Raw genomic sequence first — 19,809 nt, forward strand, 5'->3', positions numbered from 1 at the left:
CGCGGGGCGGTGTCAGCCCTCGACGCCGAGGCGCTGCAGGATGAGTTCGCGGACCCGTCCCGCGTCGGCCTGGCCGCGGGTGGCCTTCATGACCCCGCCCACGATCGCGCCGACGGCCTGGATCTTGCCGCCGCGGATCTTGTCGGCCACGTCGGGCTGGGCCGCCAGGGCACCGTCGATCGCGTCGAGCAGGGGACCGTCGTCGGACACGACGGCGAGGCCGCGCTGCTCCACCACCTCGGCGGGCGTCCCCTCCCCCGCGAGGACGCCGTCGAGCACGTCGCGCGAGAGCTTGTCGTTGATCTTCCCGGAGTCGATGAGGCCCTGGAGCTCCACCACCAGCTCGGGTGTCACACCGAGCTCGGACGGCTCGACGTCGGCGAGCTTCGCCCGGCGCGAGATCTCACCCATCCACCACTTGCGGGCGGCGACGGCGCCCACCCCGGCGGCGACGGTGTCCTCGATCGACGTCATCACGCCGGCGTTCACCACGTCGCGGAACTCGGCGTCGGAGTAGCCCCAGTCGGCCTGGAGCCGCTTGCGCCGTTCGGCGGGAGGCTCGGGCAGCGACGCCCGCAGCGCCTCGATCCAGGCCTCGTCCGTCACCACGGGGACCAGATCGGGCTCGGGGAAGTACCGGTAGTCGTCGGCGTCGGACTTGGGGCGTCCCGATGTGGTGGAGCGCGTGTCCTCGTGCCAGTGACGCGTCTCCTGCAGGATCGGCGTGCCGGAGTCGAGCACGGCGGCGTGCCGCTGGATCTCGTAGCGGACGGCGTGCTCGACGGCGCGCAGCGAGTTCACGTTCTTCGTCTCGGTGCGCGTACCGAACTGCTCGCGGCCGTGCGGGCGGAGCGAGACGTTCGCGTCGCAGCGCACGTTGCCGCGCTCCATGCGCGCGTCGGACACACCGAGATTCTTCACGATCTCGCGGATCGCCGCGACGTAGGCCTTCGCGAGCTCGGGGGCCCTCGCGCCCGCACCCTCGATCGGCTTGGTGACGATCTCGATCAGCGGCACCCCGGCCCGGTTGTAGTCCACGAGCGAGTACTCGGCACCCTGGATGCGACCCGTGGACCCGCCCATGTGCGTGAGCTTCCCGGCGTCCTCCTCCATGTGGGCGCGCTCGATCTCCACCGTGAACACCGTGCCGTCGGCCAGTTCGATGTCGATGGACCCGTCGTAGGCGATCGGGTCCTCGAACTGGGAGGTCTGGAAGTTCTTCGGGGTGTCCGGGTAGAAGTAGTTCTTCCGGGCGAAATAGCACTTCTCGGCGATGCTGCAGTTCAGCGCGAGGCCGATCTTGATCGCCGATTCCACGGCCACACCGTTGACCACGGGCAGCACCCCGGGCAGGCCCAGATCCACCGGCGTCACATTGGTGTTCGGCACGTCCCCGAAGGCGTTCGGCGCGGACGAGAACATCTTGGTCCTCGTGTTGAGCTCCACGTGGACCTCGAAGCCGAGCACGGGATCGTACTTCTCCATGGCCTCGTCGAAGGACAGGACCTCATCGGTACCAGCAGTCATTACTTCCCACCTGCAATCTGTGTGATCTCCGGGGCCCGGGACAGCAGCGGTCCGCCCCACGACTCCTCGAGCAACGCCTCGAGGACGGCACCCACGCGGTAGAGGCGCGCGTCCTGACGGGCAGGCGCGAGGAACTGGATCCCCACCGGCAGCCCGTCCTCGTCCGCGAGTCCGCCCGGTACCGAGAGACCGGGGACGCCCGCCAGGTTCGCCGGGATGGTGGCGACGTCGTTGAGATACATGGCCAGCGGATCTCCCAGCTTCTCCCCCAGCTTGAAGGCGGTGGTCGGCGCGGTGGGCGAGATGAGCACGTCGGCCTGCTCGAAGGCCGCGGCGAAGTCGCGCTGGATGAGCGTGCGCACCTGCTGCGCCGAGCCGTAGTAGGCGTCGTAGTAGCCGGCGCTCAGCGCGTAGGTGCCCAGGATGATGCGGCGCTTGACCTCGTCGCCGAAGCCGGCGGCACGGGTGGCGCCCATGACGCGCTCGATCGTCGGAGCGCCGTCGGGCACCACGCGCAGACCGAAGCGGACGCCGTCGTACTTGGCCAGGTTGCTCGAGACCTCCGACGGCATGATCAGGTAGTAGGCGCCGAGCGCGTACCGGAAGTTGGGGCAGGAGACCTCCACGATCTCGGCGCCCGCTGCGCGGAGGAGCTCCAGGGCCTCCTGGAAGCGCGTGAGCACCCCGGCCTGATAGCCCTCCCCCTGCAGTTCCGTGATGACGCCGATGCGCATGCCCTCGACCTCGCCCCTGCGGGCGGCCTCCACGAGCGCACCGACCGGGTCGGTGAGCGACGTCGAGTCCCGGGGGTCGTGCCCGCCGATCACCTCGTGCAGCAGGGCGCTGTCCAGGACCGTGCGCGAGACCGGGCCGATCTGGTCGAGCGAGGACGCCATGGCGATGGCCCCGTAGCGGGAGACACCGCCGTAGGTGGGCTTCACCCCGACCGTCCCGGTGACGGCGCCGGGCTGGCGGATGGAGCCGCCGGTGTCGGTGCCGAGCGCCAGCGGTGCCTCGAAGGCGGCGACCGCGGCAGCCGACCCGCCGCCGGAACCGCCGGGGATGCGGTCCAGGTCCCAGGGGTTGCGGGTGGGACCGTAGGCGGAGTGCTCGGTCGAGGACCCCATGGCGAACTCGTCGAGGTTGGTCTTGCCGAGGAGCGGCATCCGCGCGGCACGGAGTCTGCTCACGACCGTCGCGTCGTACGGGCTCTGCCAGCCCTCGAGGATCTTCGAGCCCGCCGTGGTGGGCTGGCCCCGGGTCACGATCAGGTCCTTCACCGCGATGGGCACTCCGGCCAGCGGGTGCAGGGGCTCAGCACCGGCCCGGGCGCTGTCGACCTCGGCGGCGACGCGCAGTGCCTCGTCCGTGTTGACGTGCAGGAAGGCGTTGATGGCGCCGTCCACGGCATCGATGCGGTCGAGATGGGCGCGGGTCACCTCGACGGCGGAGACCTCCTTCGACGCGAGCTTCCGGGAGAGGGCGTCGGCGGAGAACCGGGTCAGGTCGGTCACGGTCTACTCCCCGTCCAGGATGGCCGGGACCCTGAACCGGCCGTCGGCGTTGTCGGGTGCGCCCAGGAGCGCTTCCTCGTTCGTGAGCGTCGTGCCCACCACGTCCTCGCGGAACACGTTGCTCAGCGGGATCGGGTGGCTCGTGGCGGGCACGTCGTCGCCCGCCACCTCGCTGATGCTCCTGACGGAATCGACGATCACGGCGAGCTCCCCGGCCATGCGGTCGAGTTCGTCGTCGGTCATGTCGATGTGGGCGAGACGCGCCAGATGCGCGACGTCGTCCCGGTTGAGCTCGGCCATGGATCTCCCCTGGAAGTCGGAGTGGGTTTCTGCGTCCAGTCTAGTGCTGGCGCGGCGGGGCCCCGCACGCGCGGGCGCCCGGGGTGGCCCGGTCCGGGCCGGCGGGAGAGTCAGAGCGGGAGGCGGAACACCCAGAGCAGGATGTCCTCGTTCGGGACTTCCCAGTCGCGCTCGGGCACGCGGGTGAAGCCCATCGAGAGGTACAGCCGGTGGGCGCGCACCATGTCCGAGCCGCTCGTCAGGCTGACGGCTTCGATGCCGGGCAGCGCACGCGCGTGCTCGATGATGCGCTCCACCATCGCGCGGCCGATCCCGCCCCGCTGGACCGTCGGGTCGACGGCCAGCATGCGGAACTCCAGCTCGCCCTCGATGGCGATGTCCGTGTACCGCTGACCCGCGAACGTGAGCGCCACGGACCCGACGACGGTACCGTCCCGCTCGGCCACCCAGACCTCGGCGTGCTGGGCGCGGTGCTCGATGTCGGACAGGACCGAGACGTAGGGGTGGGCCGCATCGGTGAAGTAGCCGGCCTCGAGGTAGGCGTCGCGCGTGATGCGCCGGACGTCGTCGTAGTCCTCGGGACGGACGGGGCGGATGGTGGTGGCGGAGTCCGCCGGCGGCATGGGCGCTGTGGTCACCGGCTCATTTTGCCACGGCGAGCCGCAGGGACCGGTGCCCCGCGCATCACACCAGGACGGCGATGCCCGTGTTGAGCACCGTCAGCGCTCCGACCGACCAGAAGAGGATCGACGGGCTGGTGCCCTCACGCCGCTGACGGGAACCGCCGATCCCGAGCAGGGCACCGATGACGACCAGCACCACGAGCTTGGTGCCGATCTTCACGTAGTCGAGGTCGCCGTCGAGCCCCCACGGGGCGGCCAGGGTGAGACCGGTGGCGAGTGCCGCGACCATGCCCCACTGCATGGTCCGTGTGATCCGCTGCCGTGTGTCCACCACCTCGATGAGCCATGCCCCGAAGAGCGCTCCGAAGCTGAGCAGATGCAGGACGACGACGATCCCGCGCAGGGTTTCCATACTTCCTCGATCCTTTCCTAACCCGTTCGTGCACACGGCTGGGTGTGCACGCCGGGGAGTCCGCCCGACCTGTGCGGCGGTGCCCGTACAGCGGTGCCCGTACAGCGGTGCCCGTACAGCGGTGTCCGTACAGCGGTGTCCGTACAGCGGTGTCCGTACGGCGGTGTCCGTGAGCGGCTCCGCGATCCATGGAGCCCCGCGGCCTTGAGCCGATGATCGCACGTCCCCCTGCGTCCGTCGAACCGGCCAGCGCTCCTGCGCCCGTCGGTTCAGGAGGCTCGGCCCTCCGCCACCCGCCGATATCCCGTACCGTCCGGATAGCGCTCCACCAACCCGTGGTCGACGAGCGCACACCGGAGGGTGGGGATGTCCCGGGTGACGGTCGCGAGCAGTCGGTTGACCTCCGGCTCGGAGAGCTCCTCGTCGGACGGAAGGAGCCGCTCGGCGAGGTGGGCGAGCAGATCCGCGCGGTCCTGGCCGGCGCGTGGCAGCCTGTCGATCCGACCGTCGCGGAAGAACCTGTCGACGCCCCTCGGGGTCCCCGGAGCCGCGGCCGTCAGGACCGTTGTGAAGAGTTGCCCGTCCACGGTGAGGTCGGCGCCGAGCAGGCCGGCGTCGACGAGGCGCTGGGTCTCCTTGCGCGTCGCCTCCAGCGGCTGGTGCAGGACCGCCAGCGCGTACAACTCCCGCGCGCGGGTCCCTGCCAGGGTGGAGAAGATCTGCTGCCAGGACGGCGTGCTCATGGGAGCCTCTCGGAGGGTCGGGCGGAGGACGCGTCAGGGGCTGGCGGCGGGCTCGGCAGTTCCGCCGGGGTCGGCACGTCCGGCGGGGGCGGTGCTTTCGACGGGGTCGGCACGTCCGGCGGCGGCGCCGTCGTCGTCGTCCGCCAGGTCGGCCGTCTCCGTCGTGTCGGCCGTCTCTGCAGCGCTCTCCGCCGGGCCGTGCTCGAGGAGGTCGATGAACCCCTCCTCGTCCAGCACCGTGACGCCGAGCGCCTCGGCCTTCTCGAGCTTCGTCCCGGCGTTCTCACCCGCCACCACGTAGCTGGTCTTCTTCGACACCGATCCGGCCGCCTTGCCTCCACGCGCGATGATGGCCTCCTTGGCCTCGTCGCGGTTGTACCGGTCGAGCGAGCCGGTCACGACGACGGTGAGGCCCTCGAGCGTGCGCGGTGCGTTCTCGTCGACCTCGTCCTCCATCCGGACGCCCGCGGCGGCCCACCGGTCCACGATCTCGCGGTGCCAGTCCTCCTCGAACCACTCGGTCAGGGCGACGGCGATGGTGGGCCCGACGCCGTCGACGTTGGCCAGGTCCTCCTCGCTCGCCGCGCGGATACGCTCCATCGACCCGAACGCGGTGGCCAGCGCCCGCGACGCCGTGGGCCCGACGTGGCGGATGGACAGTGCGACCAGCACGCGCCAGAGCGGCTGGTTCTTCGCCTTCTCGAGCTCGGAGAACAGCTTGCGGGTGGTGGCGCTCGGCTCGGAGGGCTTCTTGGCCGTGCCCTTCGAGAAGAAATAGGGCACGAGCTCGCGGCCGGTCACCACACCCTTCACCTTCTTGTCCCGTTCGATGCGGACGTCGGCGAGCTTCTCCGGGGTGAGATCGAAGATGTCCGCCTCGGTGCTGATGGGTGGCACGGCAGGCTCGCTGGGCTGGGTGAGGGCGATCGCCGCCTCCCAGCCCAGCGCCTCGATGTCGAAGGCCCCGCGTCCGGCGAGATGGAAGACCCGCTCACGCAACTGGGACGGGCAGGAGCGGGCGTTGGGGCAGCGGATGTCGACGTCGCCCTCCTTGGCCGGTTGCAGTGTGGTCCCGCAGGACGGGCACTCGGTGGGCATGACGAACTCCCGGACCGCGTTCTCGTCGCGCAGGGCCATGACCGGCCCCACGATCTCCGGGATGACGTCGCCTGCTTTCCGCAGCACCACCACGTCGCCGATCATCACGCCCTTGGCCTTGACGACCTCCTGGTTGTGCAGCGTGGCCATGCTCACGGTGGACCCGGCGACCTTGACGGGCTCCATGAGGCCGAACGGGGTGACACGGCCGGTCCGCCCCACGTTCACGAGGATGTCCAGCAGCTTCGTGTTCACCTCCTCGGGAGGGTACTTGTACGCGACGGACCAGCGCGGTACGCGGGAGGTGTGGCCCAGCGCCCGCTGCAGCGCGAAGCTGTCCACCTTCACCACGATGCCGTCGATCTCGTGCAGCAGGTCGTGGCGGTGGTCGCCGTAGTGCTCAATGAACCGGACCACTTCGTCCTGGTCCGCGAGGACCTTGTAGTACGGGGACGTGGGCAGACCCCAGGAGGTCAGCAGGTCGTAGGTCTGGGACTGCGTCTCGGCCGTGAGCCCGGTGCGGGCTCCGATGCCGTGCACGTACATGTCCAGCGGACGCTCCGCGGTCATGGCCGGATCCTTCTGCCGGAGCGACCCCGCGGCAGCGTTGCGTGGATTGGCGAACGGCGCCTTGCCCGCGGCGACCATGCGCTCGTTGAGCTGGGCGAACTCCTTCGTGGGGAAGAAGACCTCGCCGCGGATCTCCACCTCCGCCGGATGCCCGGTGCCCGCGAGGTGGCGCGGGATCGAGGCGATGGTCAGGACGTTGTGGGTGATGTCCTCCCCCGTGACGCCGTCGCCGCGGGTCGCTGCCCTCACCAGCTCGCCGTCGCGGTACAGCAGATTCACGGCGAGACCGTCGATCTTCAGTTCGGTCAGCCACGCGATGGACGAGCCGGGACTGCGCTGCTCCACGCCCGCCGTCGCGCGCTCCAGCCAGACGGTGAGCTCGTCGAGGGAGAAGACGTCCTCGAGGCTGTACATCCGGGCGAGGTGATCCACGGGGGTGAACGCCGAGGAGACCTCGCCGCCCACCTCCTGCGACGGCGAGTCGTTCGACACCAGCTCGGGGTGGAGGGCCTCCAGCTCCTCGAGCCTGCGGAACAGGGCGTCGAACTCGGCGTCGGAGATCGTGGGCGCCGCGTCCTGGTAGTAGGCGGAGCGGTGCGCGCGGATCTCCTGGGCGAGCTGCGCGTACTCCTCCCTGAGCGCGTGGTCGGGGGTTCCGGACTGCTCCGAGGGAGTGGCTGCTACCGATGCGCTGTCGGGTTCTGGGGTCACTTTCCCATCTTGCCCTACCCCGCGGTACCGGGCCACCGGGTCCTCACCCGCGCGCCGGCCCGCGACACGACGGCTGGGCTACCCGGTCGGGTCGACGCCGTCGGCCGCGAAGAAACCGCGCACCGGTGCGGCTGGGGCCCCGCTACCCGCCGTCCCTCCGGACGTCGCGTCGACGACGATCACGGTCACGTTGTCCCGGGCCCCGGCGCCGAGAGCAGCGGTGATCAGCTCGTTGCAGGCGTCCTGCGGATCGCCTGCCAGACTCAGGATGCCGCAGATCTGCTCGTCCGTGACTTCTCCGCTGAGGCCGTCGGAGCACAGGAGGAGGCGGTCGCCCTGCTCCACCGGCAGCAGCCAGAAGTCGGCCTCGGTGTCATCACCCGCCCCCAGGGCCCGCGTCACCACATTCCGTCGGGGGTGGGTGCGTGCCTGCTCCTCGGTGAGCTGACCGGTGTCGACGAGTTCCTGGACCTCGGAGTGATCCACCGTGATCTGGCCGAACGTATCGTTGCTCATGCGATAGGCCCGCGAGTCGCCCACGTTGAAGAACAGCCAATGGGGCGCCGCGGACTCCTCGACCAGCACCACCCCCGTCAGCGTGGTCCCCGCATCGCCTCCCGCCTCGTCGCGAATGGCGTGATCGGCCCGCTCGATCAGTTCCTCGAGGTCACCCACCGTGACGCGGGCATACCCGCTGCCCGGGATGCCGCTCGCCGCGAGCGTGCGGACACAGATACTGCTCGCCACCTCACCTGCCTCGTGCCCGCCCATGCCGTCGGCGATCGCGAAGACCGGCTCCGCGGCGACGAAGGAATCCTCGTTGAGCTCGCGGAGCAGGCCCACGTCCGTTCCGAAGCCGTACCTGAGCCGCACATCGCCCGAGGTCAAAGCCCTGGTGTCCGCCGCCCGATTCCCTCCGGCCTCCGCGGGTGGGGCAGCGACCTCACCCGGCCCGGGACTCCCACCGGACTCTTGAGATGGGGCAGCGACCTTACCCAGCCCCGAACTCCCCCCGGCCTCTTGAGGTGCGTCAGAGCTGTCGATTGGCCCCGCCGGTGGAACAATAGGCGTGATGTCGACGGCGTGCGCACCGTGCACCTGCCGTTCACGCATGACTGATCCCGTGGTTCGAGCAGGGAGCTGGGCTGGTGCCTTCGGGGAAGGCTCGGCAGGCTGGCATGGTCCCATTCTGCCCTCCGCCTCCCCCGTAGACCGGAAAAGTGCGCCTCCATCCCGCTCACCGATGCCGAACGGAGGGAGAGAACTCTCGATCCCGCCCGACACGTCTCATTAGTGGGAGGGAGCAAGAAGGCACGCCCGCTCCCACTCGACGGGCCCGAACAGTGGGAGCGAGGGACGAATTCGACGAGCCGTGCGCTTCGCTCCCACCCCAGAAAGCCGATCGGTGGGAGGGAGTGGCCGATCCCACTGCTCGATGCCGACCATTGGGACTGAGCACACAGCCCGCTCCGATCCCACTGCAGAACGCCGATCAGTGGGATAGAGCTGATAGGAAGCTTCGATCCCACTGATCGGGCCTGACCAGTGGGAGCGACGGACGAAGCAGACGAGCCCTACGCTTCGCTCCCACCGCAGGACGCCGATCGGTGGGAGGGAGTGGCCGATCCCACCCTTGACAGCCGAACAGTGGGACGGAGGGTTGCTGCTCAGTCGAGAATGAGACCCGAACCCGTCCCTCGGGCCAGCGTCGCGGGCCTCACCTCACCGAATCCGCGCACGTTTCGAGGATCGTGGAAGGTGAGGACGAACTTCTCGTTCTGCTCGAGCGTCGCGGCCGTGACGGAGTCCACGAGCACCTGCCCCGGCTCCGCAAGTGCCGTCAGGCGTGCAGCGAGGTTGACCGTGGGACCGTAGATGTCGCCGAGTCGGGACAGGACCCGACCCCAGACCAGGGAACAGCGCGCCGACGGCAGGAACTCGTCGTCGGAGAAGGCCTTGGCGAGCGCCAGCGATATCTCCGCCCCGGCCTCGGGTGATTCGGCGATGTACAGGACCTCGTCGCCGATGGTCTTGACGAGCCGTCCGCCACCCACGGAGATGATCTCGGAGCTCTTGTTCTCGAACCGCTGCACCAGCTGGGCGAGGGTCCGTTCGTTCATCCGGCGCGACAGGCTCGTGTAGGAGACCAGGTCCGCAAAACCCACAGCGCGCGCCAACGGCAGCGGTGCGTCCTGTTCGTCGCCGTCCCGCCCGGCTTCGCTGGAGCGCAGGCCCGACTCCGCACGGAGCGCCAGGCGCTGAACGCCCGCATTCATCTGGCGACGCCACGCATAGACGAGCGTCTTCTCGAGCGGCTCGATCAGGTCCGGCAGCTCCGTGACGAGGGTCTTGCGCGCGTCGGAGTCCGAGAGGCCACGCTGTGCCACCATCTCCTCGACGATCGCCTCGATCTGCCAGACCACCATGCGGTCCGTCATCTGTCCCACCGCTCGGGTGATGGAGATGGCTGCATCCTCTGTGAGCTGCTCCTGGCGCACCATGTCGATGATCGTGGTGAGTGCGCCGAGGTCCTTCTCCGTGAAGGCCACATCGTCGTCCCCGATGTTCGGGAAGCCCATGGCGCGCCAGAGCTTGCGCGCCGACAGCAGCGACACGCCTGCAGCCGCCGCGATGTCTCGGCGCCTCAGGGTGCGCTCGGCCCCGAGGAGCTCGCGTTCGAGTCGGCGGATCGTCTCACGGTCGAGTTCGAGCGGGGCCGCGGCGTCCTCCCGCTCGCCGCCGGTCATATCGGGGTGCAACTGCCAGACCTCCTTCGCCGCTCCGGCGGAAGGCGGGCCACCCTGCTCGACCGGGCCCTGGTCACTCTGCTCGACCGACGCGTGGTCGCCCGCGCGGACGGAAGCCTGTCCGCCCGCTCCGACGGAAGGCTGGACGCCCTGCCCGACGGCGCTGCTGCCGCCCTGCCCGGCTGGCGCGGATCCGGGCAGCGGGGCCGTGGACGACGGGCTGGTAGGTGGCGAGGTAATAGGCATCGGGGCCGTGGACGAAAGGGCTGACGACGACGGGGCTGACGACGAAGGGGACGCAGCCATGGCGTCCGCGGGCATGGCGGCAGGACCGTCCGAGCGGCCTGGCTCGCCGGATCCGTACCGGTCCTCGACTGTCATGATTGCTCGGGTCTCCCTCTGTGCCATTCCTCCCACGGGCCGGAGGTCCCCTCACGGGAGTACTGCGGACCGCTGTCCCTGTCTACACCATCGACGCCCCGGATGGAGGGGAGCTCGCTGACCGTCAGGCCCAGGTATTCCTTGAACCGCGCAACCTGCGGCACGTCGCGGTACCGCTCCGCGTGGGCGGCATGGGCCCCGATGCTGAGCGTTCCGCTGCCGGTCAACCGCTGCAGCAGGCTCTGCTCCGTCCGCACCTGCAGGCCGGGCGACAGGGGGATGTCGTGCTCGGTACGACGGCCTGCACCATGCCGGTGGATGAGCCGGCGGCTCGTGAGGACGTAGCGGGTGCTGGACCAGCGGATCAGCGGCCGCACCACCACGATCACGAGCAGGAGCACGACGACGGCGATCGCGAGCAGCAGGAGCACCGGCTGCCAGTCGCCCAGCTCCGGCAGCTGCCTGCCGCCGAGGTAGCCGAGCCCGAAGCCACCGGCGGCGAGGACGACGAGGCCGCCGACCACCGGTCCCGCGAGCGGCAGGAGTGAGGGACGGGTCCGGACGATCACGCGCTCGCCCGGCAGCAGTTTCACCCGCACGGACTACACCAGTGGACGCAGATGCACCACGTCGCCCGCCGAGACCGTGTGCCGTTCGCCGTCGTCGTCGCGCACCACGAGGGCACCACGCGCGTCGAGGGAGAGCGCGCGGCCACTCAGCGTGCCGCCGTCCGGCAGTTCGGCCCGGACGTCCTGGCCGAGCGTGCCCATGCGGTCCCCGACCCGGTCCCGCAGCGCCGGACCGTCGGTCCAGGGAGCCGCGGCGTCGCCGTCCGCGTCGCAGAAACTCCGGTAGTGGTCCGCGAAGGTGCGCAGGAAGGACTTGAGCAGGATGTTGCGATCGGTGGTTCCGGCGTACTCCAGCAGCAGGCTCGTCGCGGTGGGGACCGGGAGCTCGTCCTCGGTGAGGCTGACGTTGAGCCCTACCCCCACGACGACGGCGGGAGGCTCGGCCCCGGCTCCGGGCACGAATGTGGCGAGCACACCGGCGAGCTTGCGTCCGTCCACGGTGACGTCGTTGGGCCATTTGAGCTGCGGCGCGATCTTCGTCCGGTCCTCGACGCTCTCGGCCAGCGCCAGCGCCGCCAGGAGTGACAACCAGGAGTAGGCGGTGGTGGGAACGGGGCGGCCCTGCCGGTTGACGGGTCGCAGGAGCACGCTCACGAACAGCGACGACCGCTCCGGGGCACTCCAGGAGCGGTCGAGCCGACCGCGTCCGGCGGTCTGCATCTCCGCCGCGACGACACTCAGATCGGGCCACCCGGCGGGCTCCCGCTGCGCGTGCTGTACCAGATCCGCATTGGTCGAGCCGGTCTGCGCCAGGACATCGAGCCGGGAGATGGGACCCGACGGCATGCAGACGGCTGCCCGCAGGACGCCCGTATCCAGGCCCGGGCGTTCGAGATTCGAGTAGCGGGAGGACATGTCACCGATCCTATCCGCCCCGGCCGGCGCCCCGGCAGGCGCCCGCCAGGACTTGCGGCGCCCAGCCCGGTACCGGCGCGGTTCCCGGCCGCCGCTCCCTCCGGACGCACGGCGCCGCCCGGCCGGGACGCTCCGGCAGGCGCCCGTCGACACCGTCAGAGGCCGGCACCGTCAGAGGAAGATGTCCGAAATGAGCCCGTCCTCCGGCGCACCGAGGCTGTAGCCGGTGAGGTCGGTGACCCCCTCCTCCCGCAGGACCTGCTCGTCGGTGAAGAAATTACCCGTGCAGGTCCGCGCACCACGGACCAGGACGGCGTGCGCGGCGTCGGCGACGATCCGCACGCTCCTGGCCGCCTGCACCAGCCGGTCGCCACCCGGCATGGCCCTGATCGCAGCGGTGTCGATCAGGGTCGCCGGCCAGAGCGAGTTCACCGCCACCCCGTCCTCGCGGAGCTCCTCCGCCAGACCGAGGGTGGTCAGGGACATCCCGTACTTCGCCATGGTGTACGCCAGATGGAGCCCGGCCCAGTGCGGATCGAGGTTCAGCGGCGGCGACAGGGTGAGGATGTGGGGATTCTCCGACCCCTCGAGCGCGGCGAGGGAGAACTTGCTGAGCATGAACGTGCCGCGGACGTTGATGTCCGCCATGAGGTCGTAGCGCTTCATGTCGACGTCGGGGGTCTTCGAGAGGTCGATCGCGGACGCGTTGTTCACCACGACGTCGATCCCTCCGAAGGTGCTGACGGTCGTGTCGACGGCGGCCCTGACGTCGTCGTCCCTGCGCACGTCCCCCACGATCGCCAGCGCCCGTCCACCCGCCGCCTCGATCTGCCCGGCGGCCGTGTGGACCGTGCCCTCGAGCTTGGGATGGGGCTCACCGGTTTTGGCCATGATGGCCACGTTCGCGCCGTCGCGGGCAGCCCGCAGGGCGATCGCCAGCCCGATACCGCGACTCCCACCCGACATGAGCACGGTGCGCCCGGCGAGTGATCGTGACGTACCGGGGGTGGATTCATGGTCTTCGGGGGAAGCTGTCATGGCTCCAGCCTAAGCACCGGGGGTGGAGCACGCTCCTCCGACCCACCGGGCGGCCCGGACGCAGCAGCGGTCCGGCCGCTAAGTGATGAACGACGAAACTGTAGGAGTCATACAACCCGCTGCCCGGAGAGGGTCACTAGACTGGACCGAATGCGCCGTCCGTTGTGGGAATCCTCCAGTTCGCACCGGCGCCCCATCCATCCGCCGACCGGAGTACCCATGCGCCAGGACCTGCAGCCCGATCTGACCACCACCGCCGGGAAGCTCGCCGACTTCCGGAGGCGCGAAGCGCTCTCCCAGGAGCCCTCCGGCCCGGCAGCCATCGAGAAGCAGCACGCACGCGGTAAGAACACCGCACGCGAGCGCATCGACCTGCTCGTGGACGACGGCTCCTTCGTCGAGTTCGACGCCCTGGCGGTACACCGCTCCACCGCCTTCGGCATGGAGAAGAAGAAGCCACTGGGCGACGGCGTCGTCTCCGGGTACGCCACCGTGGACGGCCGGCTGATCGCGATCTACAGCCAGGACTTCACCGTGTACGGCGGCTCGCTGAGCCAGGTCAACGGCGAGAAGATCGTCAAGGTCCAGGAGTTCGCGCTGCGCAACGGCTGCCCGGTGGTCGGCATCAACGACGGCGGCGGCGCCCGCATCCAGGAGGGCGTGGCCTCCCTGGCCATGTTCGCCGACATCTTCCGCAACAACGTCCACGCCTCCGGTGTGGTCCCGCAGATCTCCCTCATCATGGGTCCGTGCGCCGGTGGGGCGGCCTACTCCCCCGCGCTGACCGACTTCGTGGTGATGGTGGACAAGACCTCGCACATGTTCATCACCGGCCCGGATGTCATCAGGGCCGTGACCGGCGAGGACGTGGACATGGAGACCCTCGGCGGGGCCCGCCAGCACAACACGACCACGGGCACCTCGGCCTATCTCGCCACGGACGAGGCGGACGCCGTCGGCTTCGTCCGGGAACTGCTCGACTACCTCCCCTCGAACAATCTCGCGGAGGCGCCGCTGACCGAGTTCGTGGAGGAACCGGAGCCCTCCGACGAGGACCTCGCCCTCGACACACTCGTCCCGGACGCCGCCAACCAGCCCTACGACATGCACGCGGTCATCGGGGCGATCGTCGACGACGCCCACTTCCTCGAGCTGCAGGCCCTGTACGCGCCGAATCTGGTCATCGGCTATGCACGGGTCGAGGGGCACACCATCGGGATCGTGGCGAACCAGCCCCTGCAGTTCGCCGGCACCCTGGACATCAACGCCTCCGAGAAGGCCGCGCGCTTCGTCCGCCACTGCGACGCGTTCAACATCCCCCTGCTGACCCTCGTCGACGTGCCCGGGTTCCTCCCCGGCAAGGACCAGGAATTCCAGGGCATCATCCGGCGCGGGGCGAAGCTCCTGTACGCCTACGCGGAGGCCACGGTGCCCAAGCTGACCGTCATCACGCGCAAGGCCTACGGCGGTGCCTACATCGTCATGGGCTCCAAGAAGCTCGGCGCGGATCTGAATCTGGCCTGGCCCACGGCGCAGATCGGGGTGATGGGTGCCCAGGGTGCGGTGAACATCCTGTACCGCGCACAGCTCAAGGAGGTGGCCGACACCGGTGGGGACGTGGAGGCGGCCCGGGCAGACGTGGTGCAGCAGTACGAGGAGGAGCTGCTGAACCCCTACCAGGCCGCGGAACTCGGATACGTCGACGCCGTCATCGCGCCCTCCGAGACACGACTGCACATCGTCCGGGGGCTGCGGGCCCTGCGCGACAAGCGCGCGTCGAACCCCGCCAAGAAGCACGGGAACATCCCGCTGTGAGCAGCCGGGCAGGTACGGACGACGACGCATCATCCCGGGCGACCTTCTCGGTGGTGGCGGGCTCCCCGACCGCAGAGGAGCTCGCCGCCCTCACCGCCGTCGTCGTCGCACTGCAGGGAGCACCCCGGACCAGCGGCGATCCGGCGCCGGCCCGGTCGTGGGTGCGCCGCGCGCTGCTCTCCCTCGGTCCGCGACCCGGACCCGCGTCCTGGCGGCGCAGCGGCCGCTGAGCTCACGACGCGGGACGAGCAATGGTCCGGCTGCGTCCGCGGAACTCGGCGACGACCCTGTCACCGACGGTGACACGGACGTCGTAGACGCCGCTCCTGCCGGTCCGCGACACCAGGGCGCCGACCGCCGTGAGCGTCTCGCCCTGCCGGGCCGGAGCCACGAAATTGATGTCCGCGCCCGAGGCCACCGTGATGACGGCCGGATCACCGGCAGGATCGTTACACGCCAGGGCGAAGCAGGTGTCGGCGAACGCGAAGATGATGCCGCCGTGGGCGATGCCGAAGCCGTTGACCATCTCCTTCCTCAGCCGCAGGGAGATCCGCGCCGCCTCGGCCGTCGACTCCTCGACCACGATGCCCATCCACTCCGACATGTGATCCGCGGCGAGGATCGGATGGTCCTGGGAGGGCTGACGGAACTGTGGCACGGGTGTACTCCTCATCGGCAGGATGCGGGGCTGCGGGTGCAGGACCCGGGACCCACGCTACCGACCCGCCCCCCGATCGGTAGCCTCCGGCAACCGTGTGCCACTAGGCTCGGAACGTGACCCATACCACTGACGACTCCGCCCTGCCCTCCGCTCCGGCCCGGCAGTCCACCGCCATCGACGCCGTCGCCACCTCGTACTACGAGACCCTGCTCCGGCTGCTGCCCGACTACGCCACCCAGCTGGGACTGCCCGGCCACGAGACGGAGTACCGCGACTACTCCCCCACCGGGCTCGAGGCCCTCGCGGAGGCGGCACGCGAGACCCTCCTCCGCCTCGAGGACCTGACACCGGCCGACGACGTCGACACCGTGACCCTCGACGCGATGCGGGAACGCCTGGGCCTCGACCTCGAGATCCACGGGGCGGGGCTCGACTACGCCGACCTGAACAACATCGCCTGCCCGGCCCAGAGCATCCGCGCCATCTTCGACCTCATGCCGACAGCCACTGCCGAGGACTGGAGCCACATCGCCGGACGCCTCGCGAACGTGCCCGCCGCGATCGACGGCTACATCTCCTCGCTGCGAGCGGGCCGCGAGCGCGGACGCGTCGCGGCCCGCCGCCAGGTGTCCATCGTGATGGAACAGGCCGGCAAGTACGTGGAGGACGGCGGGTTCTTCGACTCCCTCGGCAGCACCACGGGCACGGACGACGGCGCCTTCCCCGAGTCGCTCACACAGCAGCTGCGGTCCGGGGCCGACGCCGCCCGGACCGCCTACCGCTCCCTCGCCACGTTCCTGGGCGAGGAGCTCCTGCCCGCCGCACCCGAGCAGGATGCCGTGGGGAGGGAGCACTACGCCCTCACGTCCCGCCTCTTCCTCGGCTCTGCCGTCGATCTCGAGGAGACCTACCGGTGGGGCGTCGAGGAACTCGACCGGGTCATCGCCGAGCAGGAGGCGGTCGCGGACGAGATCCGTCCGGGTGCCACGATCGAGGAGGCGATGGCTCTCCTCGACGCGGATCCCGCACGGCAACTGCACGGGACCGAGGCCCTGCAGGGATGGATGCAGGAGCTCTCGGACACCGCGATCGATGCCATGGCCGGGATCCACTTCGACATCCCGGACGTGATGCGGCGCGTCGAGTGCCGGATCGCGCCGACCAGCGAGGGCGGCATCTACTACACGGGCCCGAGCGACGACTTCTCCCGGCCGGGCCGCATGTGGTGGTCCGTGCCGGAGGGCGAGGACTCCTTCACCACCTGGAAGGAGACCACCACCGTCTACCACGAGGGCGTCCCGGGGCACCACCTGCAGATCGCGACGGCGGTCTTCCAGCGCGCCCTGCTCAACCCCTGGCGCCGCAACGGCATCTGGGTCTCGGGACAGGGTGAGGGCTGGGCCCTGTACGCGGAGCGGCTCATGCAGGAGCTGGGCTTCCTCTCCGACCCGGGGGACCGCCTCGGCATGCTGGACGCCCAGCGCATGCGTGCGGCCCGCGTGGTCTTCGACATCGGGGTGCACCTCGAGCTCGAGGTCCCCGAGCGCTGGGGCACCGGGACCTGGACGGCGGAGAAGGGCTACGTGTTCCTGCAGCAGAATCTGGCCATCAGCGAGGGGCAGCTGGACTTCGAGTACACGCGCTATCTCGGCTGGCCCGGGCAGGCCCCGGCCTACAAGATCGGGCAGCGGCTCTGGGAGCAGATCCGCGACGGGGTCAGGGCGGCCGAGGGCGAGGCCTTCGACCTCCGCGCCTTCCACACGCGGGCCCTGAATCTCGGCTCGGTCGGCCTCGACACCCTGCGCCGGGCACTCGTACCGGCGACGTAGAGGTTCGTCACGGGTGGACGGGGAAAATTCTCCGTCCGCCCGTGTGCGCCGGTCCCCGCGCGGATCCGTCGCAGCACCCTCGACGACGTCCACGACCACGCCCGTAATATTTCGCAACCCCACCTTCGACCAGATGCGCACCGGCCCCTAGTGTTCTGGGCGTGTCTACCGAAACCAGCCCTTCCTCGACCCGGCGCAGGCTACCCCGCTGGGTCACCTCCTTCGGACCGCAGATCATCGCTGCCCTCCTCGTCGGAGTGGCCCTGGGCCTGCTGGCGAAATACACCGGCCACACCGCGGAGGCGCCGAACGGTCTGGGCACAACCCTCGCCACGCTGGGTTCGAGCTATGTAGCCCTCCTGCGCACCGCCGTCGTGCCCCTGATCTTCACCGCCGTGGTCAGCTCCATCGCCAATCTCCGCGCCGTCACCAACGCTGCGCGGCTCGCAGGCCGGACGCTGCTGTGGTTCGCCATCACAGCACTGATCGCCGTCGTCATCGGCATCGGACTCGGGCTGGTCTTCCAGCCCGGCGCCGGCACAGGAGCCGCTCAGCCCGACGAGTACACGGGCACCACCGGCAGCTGGTGGGCCTTCCTCACCGGGCTGATCCCCGCGAACGTCCTCGGCCTCCAGGCGTCCTCGACCGTCGCCGACACGGGCGCTGTCGCCACCTCGCTGAACTTCAATGTGCTGCAGGTGCTCGTGGTCGCCGCAGCGGTCGGGATCGCCGCACTCAAGGTGGGCCCACCGGCCGAGGCGTTCCTCGTCTTCAACGCCTCGGCCCTCGCCGTGATCCAGAAGGTCCTCTGGTGGATCATCCGCATCGCACCGCTCGGCACCGTCGGTCTGATCGGCAATGCCGTGGCCGTGTACGGCTGGGACACCATCGGATCCCTCGGGAGGTTCACGCTGGCCATCTACGTGGGCCTCGCCCTCGTCCTGTTCGTGGTCTACCCCGTCCTCATCAAGGCCCATGGGCTGTCGGTCAGGCAGTACTTCTCCAGCGCCTGGCCCGCCATCCAGCTGGCCTTCGTCTCGCGGTCCTCCGTGGGCACCCTGCCACTCACCCAGCGCATCACGGAGCGCAATCTCGGCGTCCCCCGCGGGTACGCGTCGTTCGCCGTGCCCCTCGGAGCGACGACGAAGATGGACGGGTGCGCGGCCATCTACCCGGCCGTCGCCGCGATCTTCGTGGCACAGTTCTTCGGCATCGAGCTGGACCTCACGCAGTACCTGCTCATCGTGCTCGTCTCCGTGCTCGGGTCTGCGGCGACCGCCGGCACCACCGGCGCCGTCGTGATGCTCACCCTGACCCTCTCCACCCTCGGTCTGCCCCTGGCCGGTGTGGGCCTGCTGCTGGCGGTCGACCCGATCCTCGACATGGGCCGCACGGCCGTGAACGTCGCCGGTCAGGCTCTCGTCCCCACGATCGTGGCCCGCCGCGAGGGGCTGCTGGATCTTGCGCTCTACAACGCCGAGCGGACGGGTGACCCGTTCGTCGACGACAGCAGCGCGACCGGACCCGTGGACGCCGTCCCGGGTGGACGCATGACCACTCCGGCCCGCTGACCGGAACACAGCCTCCGCCCCACCGCATCACCCTCCGACGCTAACGATTCGGCGCCGATCGCCGAACGGCGGCGCTTTCGTCTTGCGGCAGGCGCATCATAGTGGCACCTATCCAGTACGACAAGGTGGTGCGACATGAACCAAACGCGCCTGACGGGGAAACTCTCCGCCACTCTCGCCGCCGTCGCCCTCACTGCAGGCCTCGGCCTCGCAGGGGCGCCCCCGGCATCCGCCGCCTACTGCGGCATCACGTGGGGATCGACCGTCAAGGCCGCCCCCAGCTACTCCTCCGCCCCGATCACCGACGTCCGGTCCGGCCGCCACGGCTGCTTCGACCGCATGGTCATCGATGCCCGTGGCCCCGTCTCCGGGTACCACGTGGCCTACGTGAACCAGGTGACCCGGCCCGGGTCGGGTTCCGCGGTCCCGCTGCGCGGCGGTGCGCGTCTGTCCGTGACGGTCAAGGCGCCGATCTATGACGGTTCGGGCAGGGCGACCTACTCCCCGTCCACCCCGAGCGAACTCGTCGACACCGCCGGATACTCGACGTTCCGGCAGGTGGCACTCGCGGGGAGCTTCGAGGGACAGACCACCATCGGCCTGGGCGTCCGCGGGCGGCTTCCCGTCCGCGTCTTCGTCCTGCCCGGCCCCGGCAACGGGTCGAGGGTGGTGATCGACGTCGCCCACTACTGGTGACGGAGCCGTGCCCGGTCCCGTCCTGACGGGATCGGGCACGCCCCCGCACGCTCGGACACCGGGGGACGCCGAGAGACGCCGAGGGACGC

The 19,809-nt window shown here is 70.0% G+C and carries 18 protein-coding genes; 5 read left to right on the plus strand and 13 right to left on the minus strand.

Going from position 1 to position 19,809, the window contains the following annotated elements:
• Nucleotides 1-12: 12 nt before the first annotated feature.
• From gatB to Q0747_RS08045, 12 genes are all read right to left on the minus strand, one after another.
• Nucleotides 13-1,527 carry an Asp-tRNA(Asn)/Glu-tRNA(Gln) amidotransferase subunit GatB gene (gene gatB, locus Q0747_RS07990; protein ID WP_298253362.1) on the minus strand — a complete coding sequence of 505 codons (1,515 nt, stop codon included), beginning with the start codon at nucleotides 1,525-1,527 and terminating at the stop codon, nucleotides 13-15.
• Nucleotides 1,527-3,041 carry an Asp-tRNA(Asn)/Glu-tRNA(Gln) amidotransferase subunit GatA gene (gatA, locus tag Q0747_RS07995; protein WP_298253364.1) on the minus strand — a complete coding sequence of 505 codons (1,515 nt, stop codon included), beginning with the start codon at nucleotides 3,039-3,041 and terminating at the stop codon, nucleotides 1,527-1,529. Before gatA ends, gatB begins: the two co-directional genes overlap by 1 nt.
• A gap of 3 nt (nucleotides 3,042-3,044) precedes the next feature.
• Nucleotides 3,045-3,341, minus strand: coding sequence for an Asp-tRNA(Asn)/Glu-tRNA(Gln) amidotransferase subunit GatC (gatC, locus tag Q0747_RS08000; RefSeq protein WP_298253366.1), 297 nt, complete (start codon nucleotides 3,339-3,341; stop codon nucleotides 3,045-3,047).
• A gap of 110 nt (nucleotides 3,342-3,451) precedes the next feature.
• Nucleotides 3,452-3,964: a GNAT family N-acetyltransferase gene (locus tag Q0747_RS08005; RefSeq protein ID WP_298253753.1), complete on the minus strand. Its 513-nt coding sequence runs from the start codon at nucleotides 3,962-3,964 to the stop codon at nucleotides 3,452-3,454.
• A 61-nt stretch (nucleotides 3,965-4,025) separates the two neighbouring features.
• Nucleotides 4,026-4,376, minus strand: a complete 351-nt coding sequence (locus Q0747_RS08010; protein ID WP_298253368.1) for a Fe-S protein — start codon at nucleotides 4,374-4,376, stop codon at nucleotides 4,026-4,028.
• 269 nt (nucleotides 4,377-4,645) lie between these two features.
• Nucleotides 4,646-5,119, minus strand: coding sequence for a DUF2087 domain-containing protein (locus Q0747_RS08015; RefSeq protein WP_298253370.1), 474 nt, complete (start codon nucleotides 5,117-5,119; stop codon nucleotides 4,646-4,648).
• 33 nt (nucleotides 5,120-5,152) lie between these two features.
• Nucleotides 5,153-7,498: an NAD-dependent DNA ligase LigA gene (gene ligA, locus Q0747_RS08020; RefSeq protein WP_298253372.1), complete on the minus strand. Its 2,346-nt coding sequence runs from the start codon at nucleotides 7,496-7,498 to the stop codon at nucleotides 5,153-5,155.
• 78 nt (nucleotides 7,499-7,576) lie between these two features.
• Nucleotides 7,577-8,386: a PP2C family serine/threonine-protein phosphatase gene (locus Q0747_RS08025; RefSeq protein WP_298253374.1), complete on the minus strand. Its 810-nt coding sequence runs from the start codon at nucleotides 8,384-8,386 to the stop codon at nucleotides 7,577-7,579.
• A 779-nt stretch (nucleotides 8,387-9,165) separates the two neighbouring features.
• A complete protein-coding gene (locus Q0747_RS08030) occupies nucleotides 9,166-10,245 on the minus strand; it encodes an adenylate/guanylate cyclase domain-containing protein (protein ID WP_298253755.1) in 1,080 nt (359 codons plus the stop codon).
• 377 nt (nucleotides 10,246-10,622) lie between these two features.
• Complete coding sequence (locus Q0747_RS08035) at nucleotides 10,623-11,219, minus strand: PH domain-containing protein (RefSeq protein WP_298253375.1); 597 nt, start codon at nucleotides 11,217-11,219, stop codon at nucleotides 10,623-10,625.
• Between the two features lie 9 nt (nucleotides 11,220-11,228).
• Nucleotides 11,229-12,110, minus strand: a complete 882-nt coding sequence (locus Q0747_RS08040; RefSeq protein WP_298253378.1) for a biotin--[acetyl-CoA-carboxylase] ligase — start codon at nucleotides 12,108-12,110, stop codon at nucleotides 11,229-11,231.
• A gap of 171 nt (nucleotides 12,111-12,281) precedes the next feature.
• Nucleotides 12,282-13,148 (minus strand): NAD(P)-dependent oxidoreductase, encoded by an 867-nt coding sequence (locus tag Q0747_RS08045; protein ID WP_298253380.1) that lies wholly within the window; start codon nucleotides 13,146-13,148, stop codon nucleotides 12,282-12,284.
• A gap of 231 nt (nucleotides 13,149-13,379) precedes the next feature.
• On the opposite strand from Q0747_RS08045, the gene Q0747_RS08050 reads away from it, so the two are divergent.
• Nucleotides 13,380-14,963: an acyl-CoA carboxylase subunit beta gene (locus Q0747_RS08050; protein WP_298253757.1), complete on the plus strand. Its 1,584-nt coding sequence runs from the start codon at nucleotides 13,380-13,382 to the stop codon at nucleotides 14,961-14,963.
• A complete protein-coding gene (locus Q0747_RS08055; RefSeq protein WP_298253382.1) occupies nucleotides 14,960-15,193 on the plus strand; it encodes an acyl-CoA carboxylase subunit epsilon in 234 nt (77 codons plus the stop codon). The genes Q0747_RS08050 and Q0747_RS08055 overlap by 4 nt, the downstream gene beginning before the upstream one ends.
• Nucleotides 15,194-15,195: 2 nt before the next feature.
• Here Q0747_RS08055 and Q0747_RS08060 read toward each other — a convergent pair whose 3' ends face one another.
• Complete coding sequence (locus Q0747_RS08060) at nucleotides 15,196-15,621, minus strand: hotdog fold thioesterase (protein ID WP_367277690.1); 426 nt, start codon at nucleotides 15,619-15,621, stop codon at nucleotides 15,196-15,198.
• A 116-nt stretch (nucleotides 15,622-15,737) separates the two neighbouring features.
• Between Q0747_RS08060 and Q0747_RS08065 the strand changes: the two genes are divergently transcribed.
• The 3 genes from Q0747_RS08065 (at nucleotide 15,738) to Q0747_RS08075 (ending at nucleotide 19,720) form a co-directional block, all read left to right on the plus strand.
• A complete protein-coding gene (locus tag Q0747_RS08065) occupies nucleotides 15,738-17,453 on the plus strand; it encodes a DUF885 domain-containing protein (RefSeq protein WP_298253384.1) in 1,716 nt (571 codons plus the stop codon).
• A 155-nt stretch (nucleotides 17,454-17,608) separates the two neighbouring features.
• On the plus strand, nucleotides 17,609-19,024 hold the full coding sequence (locus Q0747_RS08070) for a dicarboxylate/amino acid:cation symporter (RefSeq protein ID WP_298253761.1): 1,416 nt from the start codon (nucleotides 17,609-17,611) through the stop codon (nucleotides 19,022-19,024).
• 135 nt (nucleotides 19,025-19,159) lie between these two features.
• Nucleotides 19,160-19,720 carry a hypothetical protein gene (locus Q0747_RS08075; protein ID WP_298253386.1) on the plus strand — a complete coding sequence of 187 codons (561 nt, stop codon included), beginning with the start codon at nucleotides 19,160-19,162 and terminating at the stop codon, nucleotides 19,718-19,720.
• Nucleotides 19,721-19,809: the final 89 nt, after the last annotated feature.

Origin of the sequence: uncultured Arthrobacter sp., from assembly GCF_947493765.1 — a bacterium.
In the GTDB taxonomy this organism is placed as follows: domain Bacteria; phylum Actinomycetota; class Actinomycetes; order Actinomycetales; family Micrococcaceae; genus Arthrobacter_D.

Coding starts and splice junctions, on each gene's coding strand:
- gatC (WP_298253366.1), bottom strand. CDS start 3,341: ATGGCCGAGCTCAACCGGGACGACGTCGCGCATCTGGCGCGTCTCGCC.
- Q0747_RS08030 (WP_298253755.1), bottom strand. CDS start 10,245: ATGACCGGCGGCGAGCGGGAGGACGCCGCGGCCCCGCTCGAACTCGAC.
- Q0747_RS08015 (WP_298253370.1), bottom strand. CDS start 5,119: ATGAGCACGCCGTCCTGGCAGCAGATCTTCTCCACCCTGGCAGGGACC.
- gatB (WP_298253362.1), bottom strand. CDS start 1,527: ATGACTGCTGGTACCGATGAGGTCCTGTCCTTCGACGAGGCCATGGAG.
- Q0747_RS08040 (WP_298253378.1), bottom strand. CDS start 12,110: ATGTCCTCCCGCTACTCGAATCTCGAACGCCCGGGCCTGGATACGGGC.
- Q0747_RS08045 (WP_298253380.1), bottom strand. CDS start 13,148: ATGACAGCTTCCCCCGAAGACCATGAATCCACCCCCGGTACGTCACGA.
- Q0747_RS08005 (WP_298253753.1), bottom strand. CDS start 3,964: ATGCCGCCGGCGGACTCCGCCACCACCATCCGCCCCGTCCGTCCCGAG.
- Q0747_RS08075 (WP_298253386.1), top strand. CDS start 19,160: ATGAACCAAACGCGCCTGACGGGGAAACTCTCCGCCACTCTCGCCGCC.
- Q0747_RS08010 (WP_298253368.1), bottom strand. CDS start 4,376: ATGGAAACCCTGCGCGGGATCGTCGTCGTCCTGCATCTGCTCAGCTTC.